At 64.4% G+C, this 22,699-nt stretch carries 16 protein-coding genes; 12 read left to right on the top strand and 4 right to left on the bottom strand.

Annotation, left to right across the window (positions count from 1 at the left end):
• Positions 1–44: 44 nt before the first annotated feature.
• From GAU_RS16095 to GAU_RS16080, 4 genes are read left to right on the top strand one after another with little or no spacing between them, the layout of a single operon-like run.
• Complete coding sequence (locus tag GAU_RS16095; RefSeq protein ID WP_015894960.1) at positions 45–434, top strand: group II truncated hemoglobin; 390 nt, start codon at positions 45–47, stop codon at positions 432–434.
• A gap of 3 nt (positions 435–437) precedes the next feature.
• Positions 438–1,016, top strand: coding sequence for an RsmD family RNA methyltransferase (locus GAU_RS16090; RefSeq protein ID WP_015894959.1), 579 nt, complete (start codon positions 438–440; stop codon positions 1,014–1,016).
• Complete coding sequence (locus GAU_RS16085) at positions 1,013–3,223, top strand: penicillin acylase family protein (RefSeq protein ID WP_015894958.1); 2,211 nt, start codon at positions 1,013–1,015, stop codon at positions 3,221–3,223. Before GAU_RS16090 ends, GAU_RS16085 begins: the two co-directional genes overlap by 4 nt.
• Before the next feature lie 47 nt (positions 3,224–3,270).
• On the top strand, positions 3,271–4,086 hold the full coding sequence (locus tag GAU_RS16080; RefSeq protein ID WP_041265613.1) for a hypothetical protein: 816 nt from the start codon (positions 3,271–3,273) through the stop codon (positions 4,084–4,086).
• Between the two features lie 7 nt (positions 4,087–4,093).
• On the opposite strand, the gene GAU_RS16075 is transcribed toward GAU_RS16080, so the two are convergent.
• Complete coding sequence (locus GAU_RS16075) at positions 4,094–4,558, bottom strand: hypothetical protein (RefSeq protein WP_015894956.1); 465 nt, start codon at positions 4,556–4,558, stop codon at positions 4,094–4,096.
• A 63-nt stretch (positions 4,559–4,621) separates the two neighbouring features.
• Between GAU_RS16075 and GAU_RS16070 the strand changes: the two genes are divergently transcribed.
• The 3 genes from GAU_RS16070 to GAU_RS16060 all read left to right on the top strand — a co-directional run bounded on the left by GAU_RS16070 (position 4,622) and on the right by GAU_RS16060 (position 8,444).
• The gene (locus tag GAU_RS16070) at positions 4,622–6,226 is read left to right on the top strand and encodes a methyltransferase (protein ID WP_041265612.1); all 1,605 of its coding nucleotides are present in this window, start codon (positions 4,622–4,624) and stop codon (positions 6,224–6,226) included.
• Positions 6,227–6,321: 95 nt separating this feature from the next.
• A complete protein-coding gene (locus GAU_RS21250; protein ID WP_156799089.1) occupies positions 6,322–7,956 on the top strand; it encodes a methyltransferase in 1,635 nt (544 codons plus the stop codon).
• Positions 7,953–8,444, top strand: coding sequence for a nuclear transport factor 2 family protein (locus tag GAU_RS16060; protein ID WP_052574499.1), 492 nt, complete (start codon positions 7,953–7,955; stop codon positions 8,442–8,444). Before GAU_RS21250 ends, GAU_RS16060 begins: the two co-directional genes overlap by 4 nt.
• 31 nt (positions 8,445–8,475) lie before the next feature.
• On the opposite strand, the gene GAU_RS16055 is transcribed toward GAU_RS16060, so the two are convergent.
• Positions 8,476–12,603 (bottom strand): AcvB/VirJ family lysyl-phosphatidylglycerol hydrolase, encoded by a 4,128-nt coding sequence (locus GAU_RS16055; RefSeq protein WP_015894952.1) that lies wholly within the window; start codon positions 12,601–12,603, stop codon positions 8,476–8,478.
• Between the two features lie 213 nt (positions 12,604–12,816).
• On the opposite strand from GAU_RS16055, the gene mprF reads away from it, so the two are divergent.
• On the top strand, positions 12,817–15,525 hold the full coding sequence (gene mprF, locus GAU_RS16050) for a bifunctional lysylphosphatidylglycerol flippase/synthetase MprF (RefSeq protein WP_052574498.1): 2,709 nt from the start codon (positions 12,817–12,819) through the stop codon (positions 15,523–15,525).
• Between the two features lie 83 nt (positions 15,526–15,608).
• Here mprF and GAU_RS16045 read toward each other — a convergent pair whose 3' ends face one another.
• Positions 15,609–15,854, bottom strand: coding sequence for a hypothetical protein (locus tag GAU_RS16045; RefSeq protein WP_015894950.1), 246 nt, complete (start codon positions 15,852–15,854; stop codon positions 15,609–15,611).
• Positions 15,855–15,977: 123 nt separating this feature from the next.
• Here GAU_RS16045 and GAU_RS16040 point away from each other — a divergent pair, with 123 nt between their 5' ends.
• Positions 15,978–16,658 carry a response regulator transcription factor gene (locus GAU_RS16040; RefSeq protein WP_015894949.1) on the top strand — a complete coding sequence of 227 codons (681 nt, stop codon included), beginning with the start codon at positions 15,978–15,980 and terminating at the stop codon, positions 16,656–16,658.
• A complete protein-coding gene (locus GAU_RS16035) occupies positions 16,645–18,150 on the top strand; it encodes an ATP-binding protein (protein WP_083765715.1) in 1,506 nt (501 codons plus the stop codon). The genes GAU_RS16040 and GAU_RS16035 overlap by 14 nt, the downstream gene beginning before the upstream one ends.
• Before the next feature lie 239 nt (positions 18,151–18,389).
• On the opposite strand, the gene GAU_RS16030 is transcribed toward GAU_RS16035, so the two are convergent.
• Positions 18,390–20,294 (bottom strand): M20/M25/M40 family metallo-hydrolase, encoded by a 1,905-nt coding sequence (locus tag GAU_RS16030; protein ID WP_156799088.1) that lies wholly within the window; start codon positions 20,292–20,294, stop codon positions 18,390–18,392.
• Between the two features lie 107 nt (positions 20,295–20,401).
• Here GAU_RS16030 and GAU_RS16025 point away from each other — a divergent pair, with 107 nt between their 5' ends.
• Together GAU_RS16025 and GAU_RS16020 are read left to right on the top strand one after the other, a co-directional pair.
• Entirely contained in the window at positions 20,402–21,337 is a 936-nt protein-coding gene (locus GAU_RS16025) for a histone deacetylase family protein (protein WP_015894946.1), read from the top strand.
• A gap of 61 nt (positions 21,338–21,398) precedes the next feature.
• On the top strand, positions 21,399–22,607 hold the full coding sequence (locus GAU_RS16020; protein ID WP_015894945.1) for a PQQ-dependent sugar dehydrogenase: 1,209 nt from the start codon (positions 21,399–21,401) through the stop codon (positions 22,605–22,607).
• Positions 22,608–22,699 lie beyond the last annotated feature (92 nt).

Below are 22,699 nucleotides of genomic sequence, written 5' to 3'. Positions count from 1 at the left end.
GTGCCTTGCTTCGTGCGGGCGCGGGGGACTAGGCTTTCCTCACGATGACCCATGAGCAGACGCAATACGAGCAGTTGGGTGGCGAGACGGGGATCCGCTCGCTGGTGGACCGCTTCTACGACCTGATGGACACCGCGCCCGAGGCCACCAACGTCCGGGCGCTGCATGCGGCGAGCCTCAAGGCCTCGCGCGAAAAGCTGTACCTCTTCATGACAGGGTGGACCGGTGGTCCGCAGCTATACGTCGAGAAGTTCGGCCACCCCCGCCTGCGCATGCGGCATTTCCCGTTCGCCATCGGCGAGCGTGAGCGCGATGAATGGCTGTGGTGCATGGACCGCGCACTGGCGGAACATGAAGCTCCCCAAGAGCTCAAGGACTATTTGCGTCAGCGCCTGCATGCCCTGGCCGATCACATGCGCAACCAGGAGGGCTGACCGATGCGCATTGTGGGAGGCAAGTACGCCGGGCGTAACCTCACCTCGCCGAAGGACTTCCGCGTGCGGCCCACGGCCGAAGCGGTGCGGGTGGAGATGATGAAGCTGGTGCGCGCCGATCTCGAAGGTGCCCGGGTCATCGACCTGTTCGCCGGCACCGGTGCGATCGGACTCGAAGCGCTGTCGCGTGGGGCGAAGTACGTGGACTTCGTGGAGTTCCGTCCGTCCAGTTTGCACGCACTCAAGGCCAACATCGCCGCGCTGCGGGTGACGACGAAGGCGCGCGTCTACAAGAAGGATGCGTTGCCGTTTGCCAACGCCCTGATCGCTGGCCGATATGATCTGGCCTTTGTGGATCCGCCCTACGAATCCCGGATGCTCGATCGGCTCATCGAACGCTGGCTGGAGGCGCCGTGGTCACCCATTCTGGTGGCCGAACATGCGAGCACGCACAAGCTTCCACGGACGGTCCGCTACGTCACGATGCAGCAGGTGATCGTGGATGACAGCGCGATCTCCGTATACCGCCATCAGCTCCCGGTGTCCGCTCCTCCCCTCGCTCCAGCCCCCGCCTCGTCATGAAGACACGCTTCCGTCGCCTCCTGGCGGCGAGTCTGTTGCTCGCTGCTCCGTCACTCGCTGCGTCGTCGCTCCCTGCACAGCCGGCCCGCTGGACCCAGCAGGCGCAGCGCGTCACGATCATGCGCGATCAGTGGGGTATTGCGCATGTCTACGGCAAGACCGACGCCGATGCCGTGTTCGGCATGGTGTACGCGCAGGCGGAGGACGACTTCAATCGCGTGGAGACGAACTACATCAACGCGATGGGGCGTCTCGCCGAAGTGGAGGGCGAGAAGGAGATCTGGCGCGACCTGCGCATGAAGATGTTCATCGATACGCTGGACATGAAGAAGCAGTACGCCGCCAGCCCGGCGTGGCTCAAGGCGCTGATGAATGGTTTTGCCGATGGCCTCAACTACTATCTGCACACGCACCCCGAGGTGAAGCCGCGTCTGATCACGCGCTTCCAGCCCTGGATGGCGTTGTCCTTCAGCGAAGGCAGCATCGGTGGTGATATCGAATCGGTGAACCTGCGCGGCATCGAGCAGTTCTATGGCGCGCGCGGTGGCGCCGGTGCCGGTGGTGATGTCGAGGCGGGTGCTGACGCCGCGTTGTCGCCGTTCGGTCAGGAACCCGGTGGTTCCAATGGCTTTGCGATCGCGCCGGGCAACACGACCAATGGCCACGCGCTGCTGATGATCAATCCGCACACGTCTTTCTACTTTCGCCCCGAGATCCACATGGCGAGTGAAGAAGGGTTGGATGCGTACGGCGCGGTGACCTGGGGGCAGTTCTTCATCTACCAGGGCTTCAACAGCCGGTTGGGCTGGATGCACACGTCGGGCGGTGGCGACGTCATCGATGAGTATCTCGAGACGGTGACGCCCAAGGGCAGTGGTTTCACCTATCGCCATGGTGGCGTGGAGAAGCCGGTGCGCGTGCGGACCATCGTGTTGCCGTACAAGACCGCGTCGGGCATGCAGCGTCGTACCGTGACGGCCTACTTCACGCACCACGGCCCGGTCATCCGCTCTCAGGATGGCAAGTGGGTGGCCGTGGCCATGATGCAGGAGCCGCTCAAGGCGCTGCAGCAGAGCTACCTGCGCACCAAGGCCAAGGACTATGCGTCGTTCCGCAAGATCATGGAGCTGCGCACGAACTCGTCGAACAACACCGTGTATGCCGACGCGGATGGGGTGATCTCGTATTTCCACGGCAACTTCATCCCCAAGCGCAACGCCGGCATCGACTTCAGCAAGCCGGTGGATGGCAGCGATGCGAAGAACGACTGGCAGGGACTGCACGCGCTCAACGAGATGATCACGGTGCACAACCCGAAGAGCGGCTGGCTCATGAACACCAACAACTGGCCGTTCACGGCGTCTGGCGCCGACAGCCCGAAGATCGGGGACTGGCCGGTGTACATGTCGGAGCAGCGCGATGACAATCCGCGCGGTGTGCACGCGGTGCGGGTGCTGCAGAATCGCAAGGACTTCACGCTCGATGGCCTGATCGGTGCGGCGTACGACAGTTACCTGCCCGCGTTCGAGCAGCTCATGCCGCCACTGCTGGCGGCCTACGATGCGTTGCCGGCCGGTGACTCGCTCAAGACCAAGCTGGCCGAACAGGTGGCGCAGTTGAGAAGCTGGGACTATCGCTTTGCGGCCAATTCGGTGCCGATGGCGTTGGCCAATGCCTACGGCGAAGAAGTGTCGCAGGCGGCCGCTGCACCGGCGCGCGCGAGTGGCACGCTGACCTTGGAGTTCGTGAAGACCAAGGCACCGGCTTCACTGGTGCTGGGGGCGCTGTCCCGGGCATCGGATCGCCTGACGCGGGATTTCGGCACGTGGAAGACACCGTGGGGGGAGATCAATCGCTACCAGCGCCTCAGTGGTGACATCGGTGCCGCGTTCGACGACAACAAGCCGAGCATCGCGGTGCCGTTTGCCTCCGCCAACTGGGGTTCGCTGGCGGCATTTGGTCAAACGGGCGCTCGCACCACCAAGCGCATGTACGGCAATCGCGGCAACAGCTTCGTGGCGGCGGTCGAGTTCGGCCCCAAGGTGCGTGCGAAGAGTGTGCTGGCTGGTGGTGTGAACAGCAGCCCGTCCTCGCCGTACTTCTTCAATCAGGCCGAGCGCTACGCCGCGGGCAATTTCAAGGACGTCAACTACTATCGTGCGGACGTCGAGAAGAACGCCACGCGGACATACAAGCCGGGCAAGTGAACGCACTGCATGTCCTTCTACCGCCACGGCTGGAGAGTACTCCGGTCGTGGCGGTTGATTTTGGGGTCAGCAATACCGACATCGTGTGGCGGGCTGGTGCCGTGACGCGGCACGAGAGTATTCCGAGCGAAGGGCAGCCCGACGAAACCCGTGTGCGCCGCGCATTGGCGGCGGTGGATCTGGACCCGCAGTACGTGGCATGGATCGCCGTCACGGGCGGCAATCGTGCGCTGGTGCCGTCCATCATCGATGGATGTACGCTGCATCGTGTCGAAGAAGTGCAGGGCATTGGTCGTGGCGGACTGGCGATGGCGCAACGCGACGCCGCCGTGGTGGTGAGCGCGGGTTCCGGCACGGCGGTGATTGCAGCCACACGAGACCGTGCACGTCATGTCACCGGCACGGGTGTCGGCGGGGGGACGTTGCTGGGGCTGTCGCGCCTGCTGATTGGTACTGTTGACCCGACGGAGATCGATGCCCTGTCCCGCGCCGGTACCGACACGACGCACAACCTGATGCTGCACGAAGTGCTGGGTGAGGCCATTGGCAGCCTGCCGGTGGACACCACGGCCGTGAATTTCGGTCGCGTTGCTCGGCACGCGGTGAGTGCGTCGCGCGAAGACACGGCCGCGGCACTCGTGAACATGGTGGGGCAGGTGATCGCCGTGATTGCGATCAACGCCACGCGCGCCGAGCAGATGACCGACGCCGTGATTGTCGGCCATTTGGCAGACATGCCGAGTGTGCGACATGTCTTCGAGCTGGTGGCACAATTTTATGGCGCGTCGCTGCTTATGCCCGAACATGGCGGCGCGGCCACGGCACTGGGGGCCCTGCTCGTGGTGCAGGATCGATTGGCGTAAGGGGCGATCAGGGTTTCGCGGGTTTGCACAGATGCGCCATGGCCACGGCGGGCACTGAACCCGGCACCGGTGCGGCATAGCCTGGAATCTTCACGATGCGCTCGTTGGCCACCTTCGCAAACTTGGCATCGGCGTAGTAGCGATTTTCCTTCACGGCCACCGTTCCCTCTGCGCAACGCACCGCCACCAGCGTGCGTGAACCGAACCATTCGCCGCCCGGCACTTTGGCCGGTTTGAGGAAGGGCACGCGCAGAGTGGCTGTGATCTCCTGCGGTGTGCGTTTCACCGTGCGACTTTCGAGCAGGACGGTGTTGCCTCCGGAAATCGTGCCGATCTGAGGCATCGCGGTGGACTGTGCCCATGCGGTCGATGGCATGGCCAAGAGCAGCGCGATCGCCGACAAAATCGTCGCACCGGTGATCGGGACGCTGGGGCGCGCAATGGACGTGACGGAACGCGGAGCGATGTGCATCGGTGATCCGGGCGAGGGGCAGGGAAATTGTCAGTGCCTGCGATGAGGAGTACGATATGGCCTATGACACTGACAATGCCACCCACCGCCCAGTCGGCGACGGCTGCACCGTCCTCTGCGCTCGATCCCGCGCTCGCCTTGCCTCGTCCGAACCTCGACGTGTCGGCGGCAGATTTTGTGGCGCTGCGCACGCTGCTGACCGGGCACCGGTACGATGTGCCGGGTGTCTGTGCGCGCACGGAGCGGGGGGATCTGTACGACTTCACACCCCGCACCCATGCGCGTCATGGCCAGGCGCCGGAGACGGGGCTCGATGCGCTGATCCATCTTTACTACGACTGCCACACCCTGGATCGTGGGGTATGTGACCGGCTGCTGGGTGAGGGGAGTGGCGATTTGCTGCTTCGTCTGGGACTCGCCTCGCTGCATGAAGGCGAGATCATGGGCACCGTGCTCATGTACCCCACGGAAGCATTGTGGCTCGTGTCCGACCGCCCCGTCTTCTCCGCTGCAGGAAGCATCAGCTACGAAGCTGTCTCCGATTTTGTGTATCCCTCAAACACAAAATCTGTTCGGGTGTTTCTGGCGACATTGCCTCCCAGCCGCGGGAAGCGTGTTCTGGAACTGTGCTCCGGCACGGGCGTGGCAACGCTCATGGCCGCCAAGGCCGGCGCGACGCATGCATGGGCCGTGGACATCACGGAACGGTGCACGCACTTCGCCGCCTTCAACGCGCGTCTCAATGACCTCGAGCACGTAACCTCGCTGCAAGGTGACCTCTACGCACCGCTCGAAGGCCAGCAGTTCGACTGCATCGTCGCGCATCCGCCGTACATCCCCTCGACATCCACCGAAATCATCTACCGGGATGGTGGCGAGGACGGAGAACAGATCACCCGCGCCATCATCGGCAAGCTGCCCGAATATCTGGCGCTGGACGGCATCTTTCACTGCACCTGTCAGATCACGGCGCGTGAAGGGGCACCGGCATTGGATCGTGTGCGTGCCATGCTGGGTGATGCCGCTGACGAATTCGATCTGATTCTGTTCGGCAGGGGCGTCACGGATGTGAAGAGTCATTTTGTGAAGCAGTTGCTCAACGCGGACGTCGAAACCGAGCCGGGGGTGGTGGCCCTGATGAGGCGATTCACGACGCTCAAAGTGCGGCAGATGGAGTACGGCACGATCATCATCCGTCGCCACGGCATGCCGCGCAGAGGTACCGCGATGGCCGTGACGCGTCATCTGGATGGTACGTGGGGACAGGTGGCCTGGCTGTTGGCGATGCAAGAGCTGCTCGCGGATGGTACGAACGCACTGGACGTGTTGCTGGCGTCGCGGCCCCGACTGTCCCCGGTCGCGAAGTTCTCGCTGAACTACCAGATCAGTGGGAATCCCGAGGATCCGTGGCGGGCAGCCGAGGGTTTCCTTTCGGTGGAGCAGCCGGTCCCCGCGCGGATATCGGCCAACGGCGCCGATGCGGCATTTCTCTCGTCCTGCGCCGGCGATCGCACCTTCGCACACATTCTTCGCGACCTGCAGGCGGAGGGCACGATGCCACCGACGCTCACGCCCCATGAGTTCATGCACACGATGCTGCCCCTGGTACTCAGCGGTGTGCTGGAGACCGATGCGCTGCCGATTCCCTTTGTGCCTTCGGTGCGGTGAAGTGCGCCTGTCGAGTGTTGTTCTCCTGCGAAGCGTGACGGTTCGCGTCGGCACCAGAATTGTCGTTGTGCACAACGCACGATACGATATGGCGCATGTCATCTGAAATGCTCCCAGAAAACGACGTGGCCGGTGATCATCCGTCGGTCTCCACGCGGACCGGCCCGTCGGCTGGCTCTTCCCCCCGGTCCTTGGCACAGGCCGCCCCTCCCCGTCTCGACGCTCCCGAGGAGGACTACGCCGCGCTGAGGACCCTGCTGGCGACCCATCGGTTCGACGAGCCCACGATCTGCGCCCGAACTGAGAGTCCGTCGCTGTACGACTTCCACAGCCAGAACCACAAGCGCGGCACGGCGACGCCGGAGCACGGTCTCGATGCCTTGATCTGGCTGTTCCTGGATTGTCACGCCATGCCGGCCGGGGAAGCCGATGCGCTGCTTGGTTCCGGGAGCGCGGCACTGCTCGGCCGCCTTGGGTTGGTCGAGGCAGTCGGCGACACGATCGTCGGCACGGTGCTTTTGTACCCCACGTCGGGACTGTACCTGATCTCCGATCGGCCGACGTTCGGAGAAAAGGGCGTGCGGCCGGAAGACGGGGCAACCGACCTGGTGTATCCGGCCATCACCAACTCGGTGCGCGTTTTTGTGTCGACGCTGCCGCCGTCACGCGGCAAGCGATATCTCGAACTGTGCTCGGGCACGGGCATCGCTGCGCTCGATGCGGCGCACCGTGGCGCCGAGCATGCGTGGGCCATCGACATCACGGCCCGCTCCACGCATTTCGCGGCGTTCAATGCCCGCATGAACGCTCTACCGAATGTGACCGCCCTTCAGGGCGATCTGTATGCGCCGGTGGAAGGACAGCAGTTCGACGTGATCTCGGCGCACCCGCCGTATGTGCCCGCCACATCGACCGCGCTCATCTACCGCGATGGTGGGGAAGACGGGGAACAGATCTCTCGGGCGATCATGGCGCGATTGCCCGATTTTCTGGCACCGGAAGGCATCTTCCACTGCACCTGCCTCTTCAGTTCGCGCAAGAACAAGCCCATTGCTCGTCGCTTGCGGGATATCCTGGGCGCGCAGGCCGACGAGTTCGATCTCGTGGTGCTCAGCAACGGCTTCTCGGACTTCATGCAGCACTACGGCAAGGAACTGGCGGCTGCCACCGACGAGGCCATCCCGGGTGTGGTGACGCAGATGCGGCGCCTCCGGGACCTCGAGGTCGAACAGTTGCAGTTCTGCACCATCGTCATGCGACGACATGGCAAACCGCGTGTGGGAGGAACGGTTGCTGTGGAGCGGGACGGCGGCACGAGATGGGCAGAGGTGCTGTGGCTGCTGCGCATGCAGGACTTTCTCGGCGAAGGTGAGCGCGCACTCGCGGCGATGTTGGAAGCGCGTCCCCGACTGGCGGCAACGGCGCGGCTGTCACTCACCTACACGGCCACCCCTGGCGCCGAAGAGGCATGGACGCCGGCCGAAGGCGCGATATCGGTCACGCATCCGTTTCCGGATCGGATCTCCGCGAATGCCGCCGATGCGGCGTTTTACGCCTCCTGTACCGGCGGACGCACGTTTGCGGAGATTTTCCACCAACTTCAGGCTGAAGGCGCACTTCCGCCCGATCTCCCACCCTTGCAGTTCATGCACACCATGGTGTCACTGGTGGCCAAAGGCGTGCTGGAGACGGATCTCCTGCCGTTCCCCAATCGCACGATGGCGTCATGACTCACGCATTCCGTACACTCCTTGTCGCCGGCCTGATGGCGGCCAGCGCCCCAGCGGCTTCTGCTCAGTCCTTTGGCCCCGCCGAAGACCAGAAGGCCGTGATGGCGGTGGTGAATCGTCTGTTCGATGGCATGCGCGCCGGTGATTCCACGATGCTGCGTTCGGTGTTCGATGCCCGCGTCCGCATGATCACGTCGGCTTCCCGCAACGGCGCGCCGACACTCTCGGTGCAGCAGGGGGCCGACGGTTTCGTGAAATCGGTGGGTACACCGCGGCCCGAGAAGATCGATGAGCGTATTCGCAATGAGCGTGTGCACATCGATGGCGACCTGGCGTCGGTGTGGGTGGACTACGGTCTCTTCATCGGTCCCAAGTTTTCACACTGCGGCATCGATCACTTCCTGCTCGTGAAGTCCGACGGGGCGTGGAAGATTCTGGAGCTGGCCGATACGCGTCGCATGACGAACTGCGAGATGTGGACGAAGTAGTTGCGGGAATGGCGTGGCGCACTGGGGGGAATCAGTGCGCCACTCTGGTCAGGATGTCGTGTGCGATCTGCGGGTAATTGCGGTCAAAATGATGGTCACCGTCGCGTGGCAGGATGTGTGCGCGGGTGGCATCCAGTTCCGGGCAGACGGTGTCGTCTTCCGTCTTGCCGTATATGCACAGCACGGGCGTCCACGTGATGCGCTCGATGAACGGCTTCACCAGGATGTCGGTGGGTCGACTCACGGTGCGTACGAGATCGAGGAGATGGAACTCGAAACTGGCGGTGTGCTCCATGCCCAGGAGAGCCACACCGATCACCTTCGCGCGCAAGTCCGGTGGCAATTGTTCTGCCAGCAGGGCGGAGAAGCCTGCCCCGCGTGAATAGCCGATGAGCAGGATGCGATCGCGTTGCCAGGCGGCGAGATAGTGCCGCAACAGCAGCACGCTGTCATGGCTCAGGGAGTCGGGCGTGCGCGTGGCCGATGTGAGCCAGGACCGCGAATTCATGCCCACGACCGCAACGCCTTGCCGCACGAGCTCCTGCGACACGCCATCCACCAGTTCTTTCCATCCGCCGTCACCACTCCAGAAGAGCGCCAGTGTGCGTCCGTTGGCCGCCGGCATTTCGGTGAGGGGGAAGCGGCGCAACTGCGCGGGCGTGAGCTGCGCCGCAGGTGCGACGGCCGTGACAGCGGAGGTGGTGACGGGTTGGGCACGACCGACGACCGGTGCGATGCTGGTCAGGCAACACACCAGCACGATCGCCGGCAACAGTGGTGAAACGGTGGCTTTGCGTTCGAGATTGCCCCAGCCTACCACACGGCCGCGTGCTGCGGCAGCCAGAGATCGCAACACCACCCAGTACATGACCTGGCGATAGGCGAAGCGCTGCAGCGGCACGAGCCAGGCGAGGCGATGAGATTCGAGGGGTTCCATGAGCAGTGCGATGACGGCCGATCCCACATCGGTGAGCAGGAAGAGCAGATAGAGACTGATGATGTGCCTGACATCGGTGCCGGCGTAGGTGGCACCATGTTGCTGCCAGACGATTGCCACGCGGGTCAGGCTGAGTACAAACAGCAGGTCGGCCAGCGGTGAAAGTGCGGTGAACGCCAACTGGAACAGCCAGGTGTTGGGCATGGCGATCAGCCCCAGCGAGCCATAGGTGGGGCGCAGCAGTGTGTCGCGATGTTTCCAGGCGCACTGCAGTGTGCCGAATGCCCAGCGGAAACGCTGCCGTGCGAGTGTGCGCAGCGAGTCTGGCGCTTCGGTGTACGCCACGGCGGCATCGGCGTAGGCGATGCGCCAGCCGCGTCGCCGCAGCGTGATCGTGAGATCCTGATCTTCGGCCAGCGTGTCTTGCGTGAATCCCCCCGCCTCGCGCACGGCCGAAGCGCGCCAGGCACCGATAGCGCCGGGTACCACCGTGATGGCATTCAGGTTGGTGAAGGCGCGACGGTCGAGGTTCTGGCTGGTGATGTATTCCACCGCCTGCCAACGGGTCACGAGATTGATCCGATTTCCGACCTTAGCATTGCCCGCGACCGCTCCCACCTGCGGATCACGCAATGGTTGCACCAGCTCTGCGATGGCGTCGGGGGCAAAGACCGTGTCGGCATCGAGCCCCACGATGACCTCGCCATGCGCACGGGCAATGCCGAGGTTGAGCGCTGACGCCTTACCGCCGTTCGGCTTGGTCAGCACCATCACCCGCTTGTCGGCCGCAAAGGTATTGCGCGCGATGGCATAGGTATCATCGGGAGAGCCATCATCCACCACGATGATCTCGAGTGCGCCGGCATACTGTTGCTGCAGCAGACTGTGCACGGTGGCGACAATCACCGACTGTTCCCGGTAGGCCGGGACGATCACACTCACCGATGGCGCGAAGGTGATGGGCAATGGATGGTGTGCCGACTGCCAGCGTTGCCGAATGGCCAGTGCGGTGAGCAACAGCATGCGCACGACACCCATCGACACGGCCACGGTCAGCGTGGTGACGATCAGCCATTCCAAGGCACTGACCGCGCTGTAGCCGCCCAAGGCCAGCCAACGATGCCGAGCACTTTCCGGGGAAAGCGGCGGCATGAACGTCTGCATGGGCGCGTCTACCAGTGCTTCGAGTGGTACGATGGTGTCGCCGCGTGCGCGCAGCGAGTCGATGAGAGGCCCCACGGCGGCCACGGTTTGCGCCCGGTCGCCACCTCCGTCGTGCAGCAGCACGATGTTGCCGCGTTCCCGCTGATGCAGGGTGCGGGCAATGATCGCTGTCACGCCGGGGCGCTTCCAGTCGTCGCTGTCGATGTGCACACCGGCCGTGAGGTAGCCCAGTGCAGTGGCGGCTTCCACCGGTTCAAGTTCGTCGATCGTGCTGGGCTCCGCGTCGCCGAAGTACGGTGGACGAAAAAGCATGGTGTGCCGCCCCACGACCGCTTCCAGCAGACGCGCGGTGGCGTCGAGCTCGAGCCGGGTGGCAAAGGGCGAAACACGCGACAGATCGGGATGTGTGAACGTGTGACTGCCCAACGCGTGTCCCTCGGCCGCCATGCGACGTGTGAGCGCGATGTGCTGCTGGACCTGCTCTCCGATGACAAAAAACGTGGCCTGTGCGTGTCTGGCGCGGAGCGTATCGAGCAGCATCGGCGTCCACCGGTCGTCCGGTCCATCATCGAAGGTCAGTGCCACCCGATGCGGATGAGATGCGCCGGTGCGCTCCACGGTCCAGGCACTGGGCAGTGAAAGCCATCGTTCGTTGGTGAGCATGCCGCTCACGGAATCGTGTACGAGCTGTCGTTCACCCGCTGAGGGGTGCGATGTGACGCGCAACAACTCCCCGTTGCCCTGAATCTCCACGCCGTATCCCGGCGGAAGCGGTCCGAGTTCCGGCCACGCCATGGGGCTGGTATTGCGGCCGAATATCCGCCACAACGAGGGGTCTTCTGCACCGAGCCTCCACACGGCCTCACCGGCCACGCCCAACGACGATGCCGATTGCAGCGCATTCCAACTGGTGACCGCATCGAGGTACCAGAGCACATGGTCCGTGGAATCGGCATCGATCCACTGGATACTGGGCTGCATGAGATCGGCATTCCACTGTGGCAGCACATGGTGTTGCCGTGCGGCCGCGATGGCCTCGGCGTACGTCATGGCGGTGGCCTGCGGTGCACCATCCGCATCATTCCACTCATAGCCAAATGCACCGAATGCGAGCATGAGGCGATTGGCCGGGATCACCTGCAGCATGCGACGTGCACTGCGTTCGAACCACGCCTGACTGGCCACAGGGCCGGGCTCATCGCGGCTGCTGTGTTCGTCATACAGCATGGCGATGACCATATCGCTGGCGGCGGACCACTGCTGCAGCATGGCGGGTTCGGCGTCGGCTGCCACGGTGACGGCCACCAATGCGTGTGCCGGAGCGAGCGTCTGTCGTAACTCACGAAGCAATGTGGTGACACCTCGATGGGCGTCAGCAGGCACCATCTCGAAATCGATCACCACACCACCCAGATGGTACTGCTGTACCATGCGTGCGACACTATGGACAAATGCCGCACGTGCATGGGGCGAGGCCACCAGTGTCGCGACCCGGGCTCCGGAAAACGCACGGCCTCCACTGTCGACGTTGGTGATCATGGTGAGCAACCGTGGACGTCGATCCGCGGGTTGTTGTGCCAATAGGGTTTGCACGCGTGGGTCCGGACGCATTTCGAGCGCGCCTGTGTCGGCGCGGAGAAATCCCCACTCGGCGATGAGCCAGTCGAGTTGCTGCACATGTTGGGTGAGCGACTGCCAGGCATCGTCGTCCCAGTTCACATAAAAACCTGCGCGGATGGGTGCCGCCCGGCGCACCGGATCGTGTGAATGATGGACACGGGAGGGACGCGTCGCCGTGCCGGAGTATGCGGCACGTCCCGCATGCCGAAGCCAGGCCAGTCTGGTCGACCACGAAGGGTGACGACGATGGGTCGGCGGCATGGTGGAGTCACCTCCTGTCCATCCCGGGAGTGCAGGCGGCACGAGCACGCCCACCGCGAGGTAGAACAGGCCCACGGTGGCGAGTAACAGGAGGGCGAGGCCCGCGTACCGCATGCGTCGCCACCGACGACCGGTGGGGTCGAGAAAGACCGGAAGCAGGTTGACGGGCTGCGACATGACGCACCTCGACTAGCGCAGAGCAGGAGAATCGGTGGCACGGGGCTCGCCCGCAAACAACCGCGGCGCGCCTGACACGGCGGTAACACGTGACACACGCGTGTGTCATGGTGCTGTCAGGTTCGCCGCCTTGTTTGCAGGGACGGCCTCGGTCATGCGCCAGAGTCGTGCATTCGCCCGTACATTCCTGATCGTCAACGACTCTTTGTGGCAATGCCCAATCCATCCGTGAGTTCCATCGATCCCGCATCCACGCCAGCCGCACCGGGCGCTTCTGCGAGCGTGACTCGAGAGCAGCCGGCGGTGTGGCGCGCGTGGCTGCCTCCAGTGGCGATGCTGCTGTTGCTGGCCGGCGCCATGCTCGTGGTCCATCACGAGCTCGCGGGCACTGGGTACGCACATCTGCGGGCGTCGCTGCAGGAGATTCCCGGGGCCGCGCTGCAGCGGGCAGCACTGCTTACGGCGCTGTCCTATCTGTTGTTGTGTGGATACGACCTGTTGGCGCTGCGGTATGTGGGCACACCGCTGGGCATCGCACGTGCGGCGCTCACTTCGTTGTTGGCCTATGCGCTCAGCCAGACGCTGGGGTTTGCGCTGCTGACGGGTGGTGCGGTTCGTGTGCGTTTCTGGAGCATGTGGGGATTGTCCACGCAGCAGATCGCGCAGGCCGCGGGATTCGTGAGTGCCACATTTGTTGTGGGTGTGCTGGCGGTGTGTGGGTTTGCGTTGTCGCTGGAAAGTCACGCCATGCTGGGCGTGTTGGGTGTGCCGGTGGTGCTGGCCCGGGTGCTCGGCGTGTGTCTGCTGGCGTCGGTTGGGGCTTACATCGGCTGGGCCACACTGCGGGCGAACACCAGCATCGAAGTGCGTGGGTGGCGCATTGCCGTGCCGGCCCCAAAGCTGGCGGTGGCGCAGGTGCTGTTGGCGCTGCTCGACTGGGGGGTCGCAGGACTGGTGTTGTATGCACTCCTGCCAGTCGGTCACGATTTGCCGCTGCTGGCGTTTCTTGGTGTGTTCGTGCTGGCGCAGTTCGTGGCCGTCGTGAGCCACGTGCCCGGCGGACTGGGTGTGTTCGAGTCGGTGATGCTCGTGGCACTGCGTGGTGTGGCGCCCCCGGCGCAGTTGCTGGCCATGCTGGTGGCCTATCGGGTGGTGTACTACTTCGTGCCGTTCACGATGGGCCTGATCACGCTGGCCACGATGGAACTCCGGCAGCATCGTGCGCGGGTGCCGGAGTTTCTGGGCACGGTGTCGTCCACGGCCGCCACAGTGCTCGGCGGTGCGACGCGTGTGGCGGTGATGCTGCAGCCATTGCTGCCCACCGCGATCGGGTTCAGCACCTTCGTGGGCGGCGCGATGCTGCTGTTCTCCGGCGCCACTCCGGCGGCACATGGTCGGGTGCGTGCCCTGACGGCGGTGCTACCACTTGGTCTTGTCGAGTTCAGCCATTTCACGGCTAGTCTGGCGGGCGTGGGGTTGATGGTGTTGGGGGCGGCTCTGCGACGGCGGCTCGATGCTGCGTGGGGCGCCACCGTGGTGGTGCTGACACTCGGCATTGCGACCTCTCTGCTCAAAGGCCTCGACTGGGAAGAAGCGACGCTGCTGGGCATTGTGTTGCTGGCGGTCGTCGCGTCACGGCGCGCGTTCTATCGTCCCACGGCACTCACCACCAACCTGCTCACGCCGGGATGGATGGTGGCCGTGATCGGTGTGGTAGGGGCGAGCATCTGGCTGGGGTTCTTCGCCTATCGCCGGGTCGACTTTTCGAATGACCTCTGGTGGGAGTTTGCGGTGCGAGGCAATGCGCCGCGTTTCCTGCGGGCGAGTGCCGGCACCATTGTCGCGGTGCTCACGGTGGGGTTGTGGCGACTCTTTCGACCCGCCTCGCATCACGCGGTCCTGCCCACGGACGTGGAGTTGGCACAGGCGCATACGGTCATCCACCAGGTGCCGGAGTGCACGCCGGCACTCGCTCTCCTGGGCGACAAGGCATTGCTGTTTGCCGATGATGCCGAAGCGTTCGTGATGTATGGCGTGTCAGGACGCAGTTGGATTGCGATGGGTGATCCGGTGGGAGTGGGTACGCGGCAATCCGATGTGGCGTGGCGCTTTCGTGAGGAGGCCGATGCGCATGGTGCGTGGCCGGTGTTCTACCAGGTGACACCGCAACGACTGCCACTGTACATCGACCTTGGACTGACGCTGCTCAAGTTGGGTGAAGAGGCCGTGGTACCACTCGAGGGGTTCACACTCGAAGGTGGTGAACGCAAGTGGATGCGCCGCGTGCTCAAGGACGCCGACAAGGCGGGACTCGAGTTCGTGGTGGTGCCGGCATCGGAGGTGCCTCCGCTGCTGCCGGAACTGCGCCGTATTTCCGACGAATGGCTGGGTGGCAAGACGGCACGCGAAAAGGGCTTCTCCCTGGGGCGTTTCGACGAGCGATACCTGTCTCACTTTCCCATGGCGCTCATTCGCGAGCATGGTCCGAGCAGTACGCGCATTGTGGCGTTTGCGAATATCTGGGCGGGTGCCAGCGGCGGAGAAGTCTCGCCGGATCTGATGCGGCGCACGGCCGATGCCCCACGCGGTACGATGGACCTGCTCTTCGTCCATTTGTTGCTCTGGGGTCAGGCGCAGGGCTATCGCGCGGCGAATCTGGGCATGACTCCACTCGCCGGTCTCATGGATCCGGCGTTGGCGCGGCCTGAACTGGCGCCCTTGTGGGCGCGTGCGGGCACGTTTCTCTACGGTCGTGGTGAGTCGCTGTACAACTTCCAGGGACTGCGTGCGTTCAAAGAGAAGTTCTCGCCCGTGTGGGAGCCGCGGTATCTGGCGTCACCCGGTGGGATCGCGTTGCCACGTGTGCTGGCGAACGTTGCGACTCTGATCGCCGGCGGTGTCGGTGGCATCGTGCACAAGTAGCGTACAAGCACCACGGCGAGCCGACCGGTGGGGGGACCGATTGACTCGCCATGGGCCTGACGGCGTCGGAGCGCCGTCCGCGTTTACGGCTTCTTGCCAGCCGGCTTGGCCGGTGCGTGCTTCGTGCTGTCGTGGCTGGTCTTGCCGGCCGGCGTTGCGGCGGTGCCAGGCGCGGCATGCTTGGTCGAGTCATGCGCGACCGGCTTGGCTGGAGCGGCCTTCGCGGGTGGCTTGGCGGCCTGAGGCTCATGCTTCGCGGGCTGCTGTGCGCCGGCGACGGTGGCAAACGCGAGTGCGACGAGGGATGCAGTTGCGCGGATGGCCGACATATGATCTCCTGAAGTCTTCGATGGCACTCCCGCAGGGCAATCGGTCAACCGGCCGGGCTCCGCAGATGGTGCGACCGAAAGCTGCGTTCCTCAACCTGAACGACAGGTAACGACGTTCGTCCCATGCGCATCCTGCTTGCGGAAGACGATACCCGACTCCACGATCTGCTCGCCCGGGCTCTGCGCGAGCGTGCATTTGCCGTGGACGTCGTCGCCGATGGCGAGGCGGCCATCATCGAGGCGGCGGTCAACGACTACGACGCCATCATTCTCGATGTGACCATGCCGCGTCGGTCGGGGCTCGAGGTGTGCGCCGAATTGCGCAAGCGCGGCAAGCGCACACCTATCCTGATGTTGACCGCGCGTGATGCACTCACTGATCGCGTGGCGGGACTGGACGCCGGGGCCGACGACTATCTCGTGAAGCCGTTCGAGCTGGACGAGTTGCTGGCCCGTCTGCGAGCCATCATGCGGCGAGGGCCAGTGCTGCAGGACGAACGCATCGTGGTGGGCGATCTGGTCGTGGATACCCGCGCGCAGCAGGCCACGCGTGCCGGTGTGCCGCTCAACCTCACGACACGCGAGTACACGCTGCTCGCGTACCTCGCCCGTCAGGCGGGTCGGGTGATTGGGCGCGCCGAACTGACCGACCATGTCTGGGACGCGAATCATGATCCCGCATCCAATGCTCTCGAGGTCTATGTCGGACGGGTGCGCAAGAAGCTCGAAAGCGTGAGCGATACACCACTGCTGCACACACGACGTGGGGCGGGGTACCTGCTGTCGGCGGATGTCACCGACTGAGATGCCGGCGTCGCGCGGCTGGTCCATCCGCACGCGGCTCACGCTGTGGTACACTGCCGCACTCGGTGTCCTGCTGCTCATCATGGGCAGTGCCACCTACGCGGTGCTCAAGCGGGTCACCCGTGCCGACAGTGATGCGTATCTCACCGACACGGCGGATGCGGTTGCTGCGTCGCTGCAGTTGGCATTGGCCGGTGTGCCGCCGGCGTTTGCGCAGGATTCCCTGGCGCCGCGGTGGGCGGCAGATCGCACACTGGAGAATCATCGGTTTCGAGACATCGGCGTGGCGATCTTTCAGGCGCGGACCTCCAATGCCGACGGACCGGTGTTGCATCTGCTGGCGGTGGACACCACGTCGAGCGCCACGCGGTACTTCGGCGGTGCGGCCGGATGGCAGATCGCCAGCACATCGGCGGTGCGTGCGCTGGCGCTGATGGACACCGATCTCGTGACACTCGATCCACATCGTGAACGGGTGGTGTCTCTACCCGTGTCCACACGTCGGGGGTTGTATGTGGTGGCGGTGAGTCAATCGCTGGCCGCACGCGACGTGCTGTTTGCCCGTGTGCGCGAAACCATGTGGATCGGAGTACCGATTGCCTTGCTGCTGGCCATGGCCGGTGGACTGGGGCTGGCGGCGGCGAGCCTGCGGCCGGTGGATGCCATGCGCGCGCAAGCCGAGCAGATCACGGCCAGCAATCTGCACGAACGATTGCCGGTGCCGTCCACGGAGGACGAGCTTTCTCGTCTTTCGCGCACCTTCAACGCCCTGCTCGATCGGGTGGAGGACGCCTTCGAGCAACGTCGTCGCTTCACGGCCGATGCGTCACACGAGTTGCGTACGCCGGTGGCCATTGTGATCGGCGAAAGTGAACTGGCACTGAGCAGCGATCGTTCGGCTGATCAGTACCGTTCGGCGCTGCGCATCATTCACGGCGAGGCACGCCGGTTGGCATCCATTGTGGGTGACCTGTTCCTGCTTGCCCGTCGCGATGGAGCGGAGCAGGCCATCGCCCCCGTGCCCTTGTTCCTCGAGGAACTGGTCGGCGACTGTGTCGATGCGATCGGCGGCATTGCCCGCTCCAAAGGGCTTACGCTGGAGTTCTCCCCCATGAGCGAGGTGCCGTATACGGGTGATGACGCCATGCTGCGACGCGTGGTCATGAACCTGCTCGACAATGCCATCAAGTACACACCAGCGGGTGGTCGTGTGCGTGTGGAAGCCCAGCCACGTCCGCATGAAGGCGCGGTGGTGCGAGTGTCTGACACTGGTGTCGGCATTCCGGCTGAACATCAGCCGCGCATCTTCGAGCGGTTCTACCGGGTGCAGCACACCACCGATCGTTCGGGGCTTGCCGACGCATCCGGCGCCGGTCTGGGCCTGCCGATCGCGGCGTGGATTGCGCAGGCACATGGTGGTTCGTTGCAGCTCGTGCGCAGCGATGACTCGGGCAGTGTATTCGAGCTTACGCTTCCGGGGAGATTGGCGTAGTGCCCTGGGGTACAGCGGGGGGAACACAGATCACACCGAAACAGAACAGATAGGGCACAGATACGGCGAGCCAACCATCAACGCCAAAACTGTTCAATTTGATGGTTTTGATTTCTTTGGTGGTATCTGTGTAAATCTGCTCAGTTTCTGTGCGATCTGCGTTCCCACCGATGTTGAAAGAAATCGGCCCACCGAACCACAAGGTCCGATGGGCCGACAAATCTTCACTGCCTGCGAAATCAGCGCCCGCAGGTGGGCATGGTCGGATCGGGACCGGCGATGGCCGGCTTGTTGGGCCGGTTCGCAATGGCCGTCATGACTTCGTGCACAAAACGACCAAGGCGCGCCGAGTGGTCGTAGTCGATGTACTGCGGCTCGTCGGTGTGCTGGTGATAGTCGATGGCGTACCCCAGCGACATGTACACGGTGGGAATGTCCTTGCGGACATAGTTCACCTGATCGCTGCGGCAGAAACGGTTGAGCGGATTCGCGGGCACGTCCCAGCTCTTGTCGATCGCCATCGGCTCCTTGCTGTTGGAATTCACCGAGTCGATCATATCGCCGAATTCCCGTGACAGGCGGCGTGCGCCGAGCATCTGTACGGAGTTGGGGCCGCCGTACTTCACCTGCCAGTTCTTGCCCTTGCCCACCATGTCCATGTTGTGGGCGGCAACGATCTTGTCGAGTGGGATGGTCGGATTGTCGGTGAACCAGCGCGAGCCGAGCAGGCCGCCTTCTTCACCCTGATGTGACACGAAGATGATGGAGCGCTTCGGCTTCTCCTTCGCGAACTTTTCGGCGATCTCGAGCAGCACCACCGTGCCCGAGCCGTCATCGTCGGCGCCATTCATGATGGAGTCGCGACGCGGCGCGCGAATGCTGCGCGCGTGCGCGATGAGCGAGTCGATTTTCTTCTGCTGCTCGGGGCTTGGCGTGCACACCGGATCGTTGGCGCCCTGACGCCGCACCACCGTGTTGTAGGCGCGCACCGAATCGTGGTCCACCACGACCGGGTTCACGCCCACATGATCGTTGTGTGCGCCCACCAGCACATATTCGGCGCCGATGGTCGGATCCGACCCCGGCAGCACGGCGACCACATTGCGGGCGGGATGCGGAGACACGCGCCAGCGGTGCTGCCACGACGCGGTCACCGGTTGGCCGGTGGTGCCAACGGCCACCTGATCGATGGGCTTGCCGAACAACTGCTCGGCCACCGCGCGTGAGATGGAGGCGCCGGCCGGTGCCGCGGCGTTGAGCGGAGAAGCCGGACGCATGCCCATGGGCTGCGCGAACGCGGCGTTGATCGCGGTCTGCTGCATGTCGTCGAGACCGATGATCAGGACCGCTGCCGCACCCGCAGCCTGTGCGCGGGCGTCACGTACCGCCGTCGCGATGGCCGGACGGCGAGCCGGCGGCGCGCTTGGATTGGCCCGCTGCCGCGCTTCTTCGGCGATGGCGGCATTGGCACCGAACTTGTCGGGCACGTCCATGCAGCTCACGAAGCTGGCCGGAGCGCCGCTGCTGGCGGCCACCGCACGCATGGCCGGGGAGGCCGTGAACACCAGCACCTTGCCGCGCATGGCTGCGGCGTCGAGCATCACCGTGGTGTCGCCCCACTGGCCAGCAAACACCGCCGGCACATTCTGAATGGAGACCGACGAGCCCACACCGTTGGCGGCCGACGGGACCGTGGGCACCCACTGCGAACGCTGGGTGAGTGCCTTGCCACCCACTGTTAGCGTGGCGCTGCTGCTGTCGATGCCGATCGGGCCGAAGGGGAGCGTCTGGAAGTAGGTGCCGCTGTCGCCGGCCGGCTTGAGCCCCATGCGCTTGAACTCGCGCGCGATGTATTCAGTGCCCACCCAGTTGCCACGTTCGCCGATGCGACGCCCCGACATGGAGTCGTCGGCAAACTGATAGAGACGGGTACGCAGGTCGTTGGCCGTGATGGCCGACTCGGTCGGGCGTGGGGCCCACTTGGCCGGCCCTTCGTCGGACCACACGGGACGAGCGGACTTCGTGGGAGTGCCTTTGGAGGGCACAGAGGTCGCACGCGTCGGACTGTTCTGCGCGGGCAGGGCTGCACTGGCGGCGCCGGTGGTGACGGTCAGTAGCACCGTCGCCAAAAGGACTCGGGACACAGGGATCACCGGGAGGGAAGTCGTATGACGGCGGACGTCCGTCGCCCGCCACCCCTGAAATTACGCGACGCGGCCACCCCCTGCTGGGTCTGCGCATAGCTTGCGGCATGCTGCACCTCTGGTCTTCCGCCAGCTATGCCATCGACCTGCCCGAGGGGCACCGGTTTCCGATGGACAAGTACCGCCTGTTGCGCGAGGCCGTGCTGGCCGAGGGGCTGGTCGCGCCGGATCGTGTACACGACCCACAGCGGGCGTTGGAGGAGGATCTGCGGCGCGTCCACACGGTCGACTATGTGGCGCAGATTCGCGATGGTACCCTGCCGGCGGCCGAACAGCGACGGATTGGCTTGCCCTGGAGCCCGTCTTTTGTGGAACGGGCCTTTCGTGTGGTGCAGGGCACGATCGAAGCCAGTGCGTGCGCTCTGCGTGAAGGGCTGGCCATGAACCTGGCCGGAGGCACACATCACGCCTTTCCGGATCGGGGAGAAGGCTTCTGCACCTTCAACGATGTGGCCGTGGCGGTGCGCCGTTTGCAGGCCGAGGGGGCGGTGCAGCGGGTGGCGATCGTGGATCTCGATGTGCATCAGGGCAACGGCACGCACGGCTGTTTCGCCGGCGACGAGCAGGTGTTCACGTTCAGCATGCATGGCGCGAAGAACTTTCCGTTCCACAAGGTGCCCGGCACCCTGGATGTGGAGCTGGAGGATGGCACGGGCGATGAGGCCTATCTCGCGCTGCTGCAGACGCATCTGCCCCGGGTGCTGCGGATTTCCCGGCCCGATCTGGTGGTGTATCTGGCTGGTGCCGATCCGCACGAAGGGGACCGGCTGGGTCGTCTGGCCCTGACCTTCGACGGACTGATGACACGCGACCGGTATGTGATTGCGAGCTGCCGTGAGGTGGGCATTCCCGTGTGTGTGACGATGTCGGGCGGGTACGGTCGGAACATCGATGACACCGTGGCGGTCCATGTCAACACGGTCCGGGTGCTGTCCGCCTACGCCGACGAGCCATTCGCCGGATCGCGCGGCCTGTTGGCGTGAAATCACACCGTTTCGCACGTACCTTTCGCGGGTCCGTTTCCCCCGTTCACTGGAGCATTGCATGATTCGCCCCTCCGCAGGACGTGTTGCCCTGGCCGCGTCGCTGTCGAGCCTGTTGTCCGCCGTGCCGCAGACCGCGTTGCAGGCGCAGGCGCAAACCGCGCCATCGCCGGTGATCCTGACGGGCGTGCAAAAGTCGTCCTTGCAGGACTACCGCGTGGTGAAGGTCGCGGATGGTTTCGTGAATCCGTGGGCCATCGCCTTCCTGCCTTCGGGTGACATGCTGGTGACCGAGCGTCCGGGCCGTCTGCGTATTGTGCGCCGCGGTGCGCTGGTCGCGACGCCGGTGGCGGGTGTGCCGGCCGTGGTGGCAGCGGGGCAGGGTGGTTTGCTCGATGTGGTGGTGCATCCCAACTTCGCGCAGAACCACTTCGTGTACCTCACCTACAGCAAGCAGGTCGAGGGTGGTTCCACCACTGCGCTGTTCCGGGCGCGTTTCGAGAACGACGCGCTGGTGGACGGCAAGGACATCTTCGTGGCGGAAACGCGTGGACGTCCGGGCCACTTCGGTTCACGCGTGGCGTTCGACAAGAGCGGTCACCTGTTCATGACCGTGGGTGATCGTCAGATCCCGCCCGAGGGTGATCTGACGAAGCATCCCGCGCAGGATCTCAGCAACCATCACGGTAAGGTGCTGCGCCTGATGGACGATGGTCGTGTGCCGCCCGACAATCCGTTCGTGAAGCAGGCGGGCGCGAAGCCGGAGATCTGGAGCTACGGTCATCGCAACATGCAGGGACTGGTGGTGCATCCCACCACGGGCGATGTGTGGGAGACGGAGCATGGTCCGCAGGGCGGCGATGAACTCAATCTCTCACAGGCCGGCAAGAACTATGGCTGGCCGGTGGTGGGCTTCGGCGTGAATTACGGCCCGGGCAAAGCCATTCACGCGGGCACGATGGCACCGGGCATGGAGAACGCAAAGAACGTGTGGGTGCCGTCCATCGCGGTGTCGGGCTTGTTGCTCTACACCGGCACACGTTTCCCGGAATGGCGCAACAGCCTGTTTGTGGGCGGATTGGCCGGCATGCGTCTGGTGCGTGTGACGCTCGACGGACAGAAGGCGGAAGTGGCCGACAATCTCGTGAAGGGTCAGGGGCGCATCCGTGACGTGCGTCAGGGACCGGATGGTCTGATCTATCTGGCCATCGACGATCAGGCCGGCAAGCCGACGCCGATCGTGCGCCTCGAGCCGGTCGCGCGGAAGTAAACGCTCCGCACCAGTACGACGAACGGGCTCCTGTACGGGAGCCCGTTTTGTTTTTTGCGACTGATCCGGTTTGACGATCGAAGCCGTGGTTC

Origin of the sequence: Gemmatimonas aurantiaca T-27 (assembly GCF_000010305.1) — a bacterium.
In the GTDB taxonomy this organism is placed as follows: domain Bacteria; phylum Gemmatimonadota; class Gemmatimonadetes; order Gemmatimonadales; family Gemmatimonadaceae; genus Gemmatimonas; species Gemmatimonas aurantiaca.
Note: the sequence above shows the minus strand (reverse complement) of the source record. Positions and strands in the feature narration are given on the sequence as shown.

Coding starts and splice junctions, on each gene's coding strand:
- GAU_RS16095 (WP_015894960.1), top strand. CDS start 45: ATGACCCATGAGCAGACGCAATACGAGCAGTTGGGTGGCGAGACGGGG.
- GAU_RS16090 (WP_015894959.1), top strand. CDS start 438: ATGCGCATTGTGGGAGGCAAGTACGCCGGGCGTAACCTCACCTCGCCG.
- GAU_RS16085 (WP_015894958.1), top strand. CDS start 1,013: ATGAAGACACGCTTCCGTCGCCTCCTGGCGGCGAGTCTGTTGCTCGCT.
- GAU_RS16075 (WP_015894956.1), bottom strand. CDS start 4,558: ATGCACATCGCTCCGCGTTCCGTCACGTCCATTGCGCGCCCCAGCGTC.
- GAU_RS16070 (WP_041265612.1), top strand. CDS start 4,622: ATGACACTGACAATGCCACCCACCGCCCAGTCGGCGACGGCTGCACCG.
- GAU_RS21250 (WP_156799089.1), top strand. CDS start 6,322: ATGTCATCTGAAATGCTCCCAGAAAACGACGTGGCCGGTGATCATCCG.
- GAU_RS16060 (WP_052574499.1), top strand. CDS start 7,953: ATGACTCACGCATTCCGTACACTCCTTGTCGCCGGCCTGATGGCGGCC.
- GAU_RS16055 (WP_015894952.1), bottom strand. CDS start 12,603: ATGTCGCAGCCCGTCAACCTGCTTCCGGTCTTTCTCGACCCCACCGGT.
- mprF (WP_052574498.1), top strand. CDS start 12,817: ATGCCCAATCCATCCGTGAGTTCCATCGATCCCGCATCCACGCCAGCC.
- GAU_RS16045 (WP_015894950.1), bottom strand. CDS start 15,854: ATGTCGGCCATCCGCGCAACTGCATCCCTCGTCGCACTCGCGTTTGCC.
- GAU_RS16040 (WP_015894949.1), top strand. CDS start 15,978: ATGCGCATCCTGCTTGCGGAAGACGATACCCGACTCCACGATCTGCTC.
- GAU_RS16035 (WP_083765715.1), top strand. CDS start 16,645: ATGTCACCGACTGAGATGCCGGCGTCGCGCGGCTGGTCCATCCGCACG.
- GAU_RS16025 (WP_015894946.1), top strand. CDS start 20,402: ATGCTGCACCTCTGGTCTTCCGCCAGCTATGCCATCGACCTGCCCGAG.
- GAU_RS16020 (WP_015894945.1), top strand. CDS start 21,399: ATGATTCGCCCCTCCGCAGGACGTGTTGCCCTGGCCGCGTCGCTGTCG.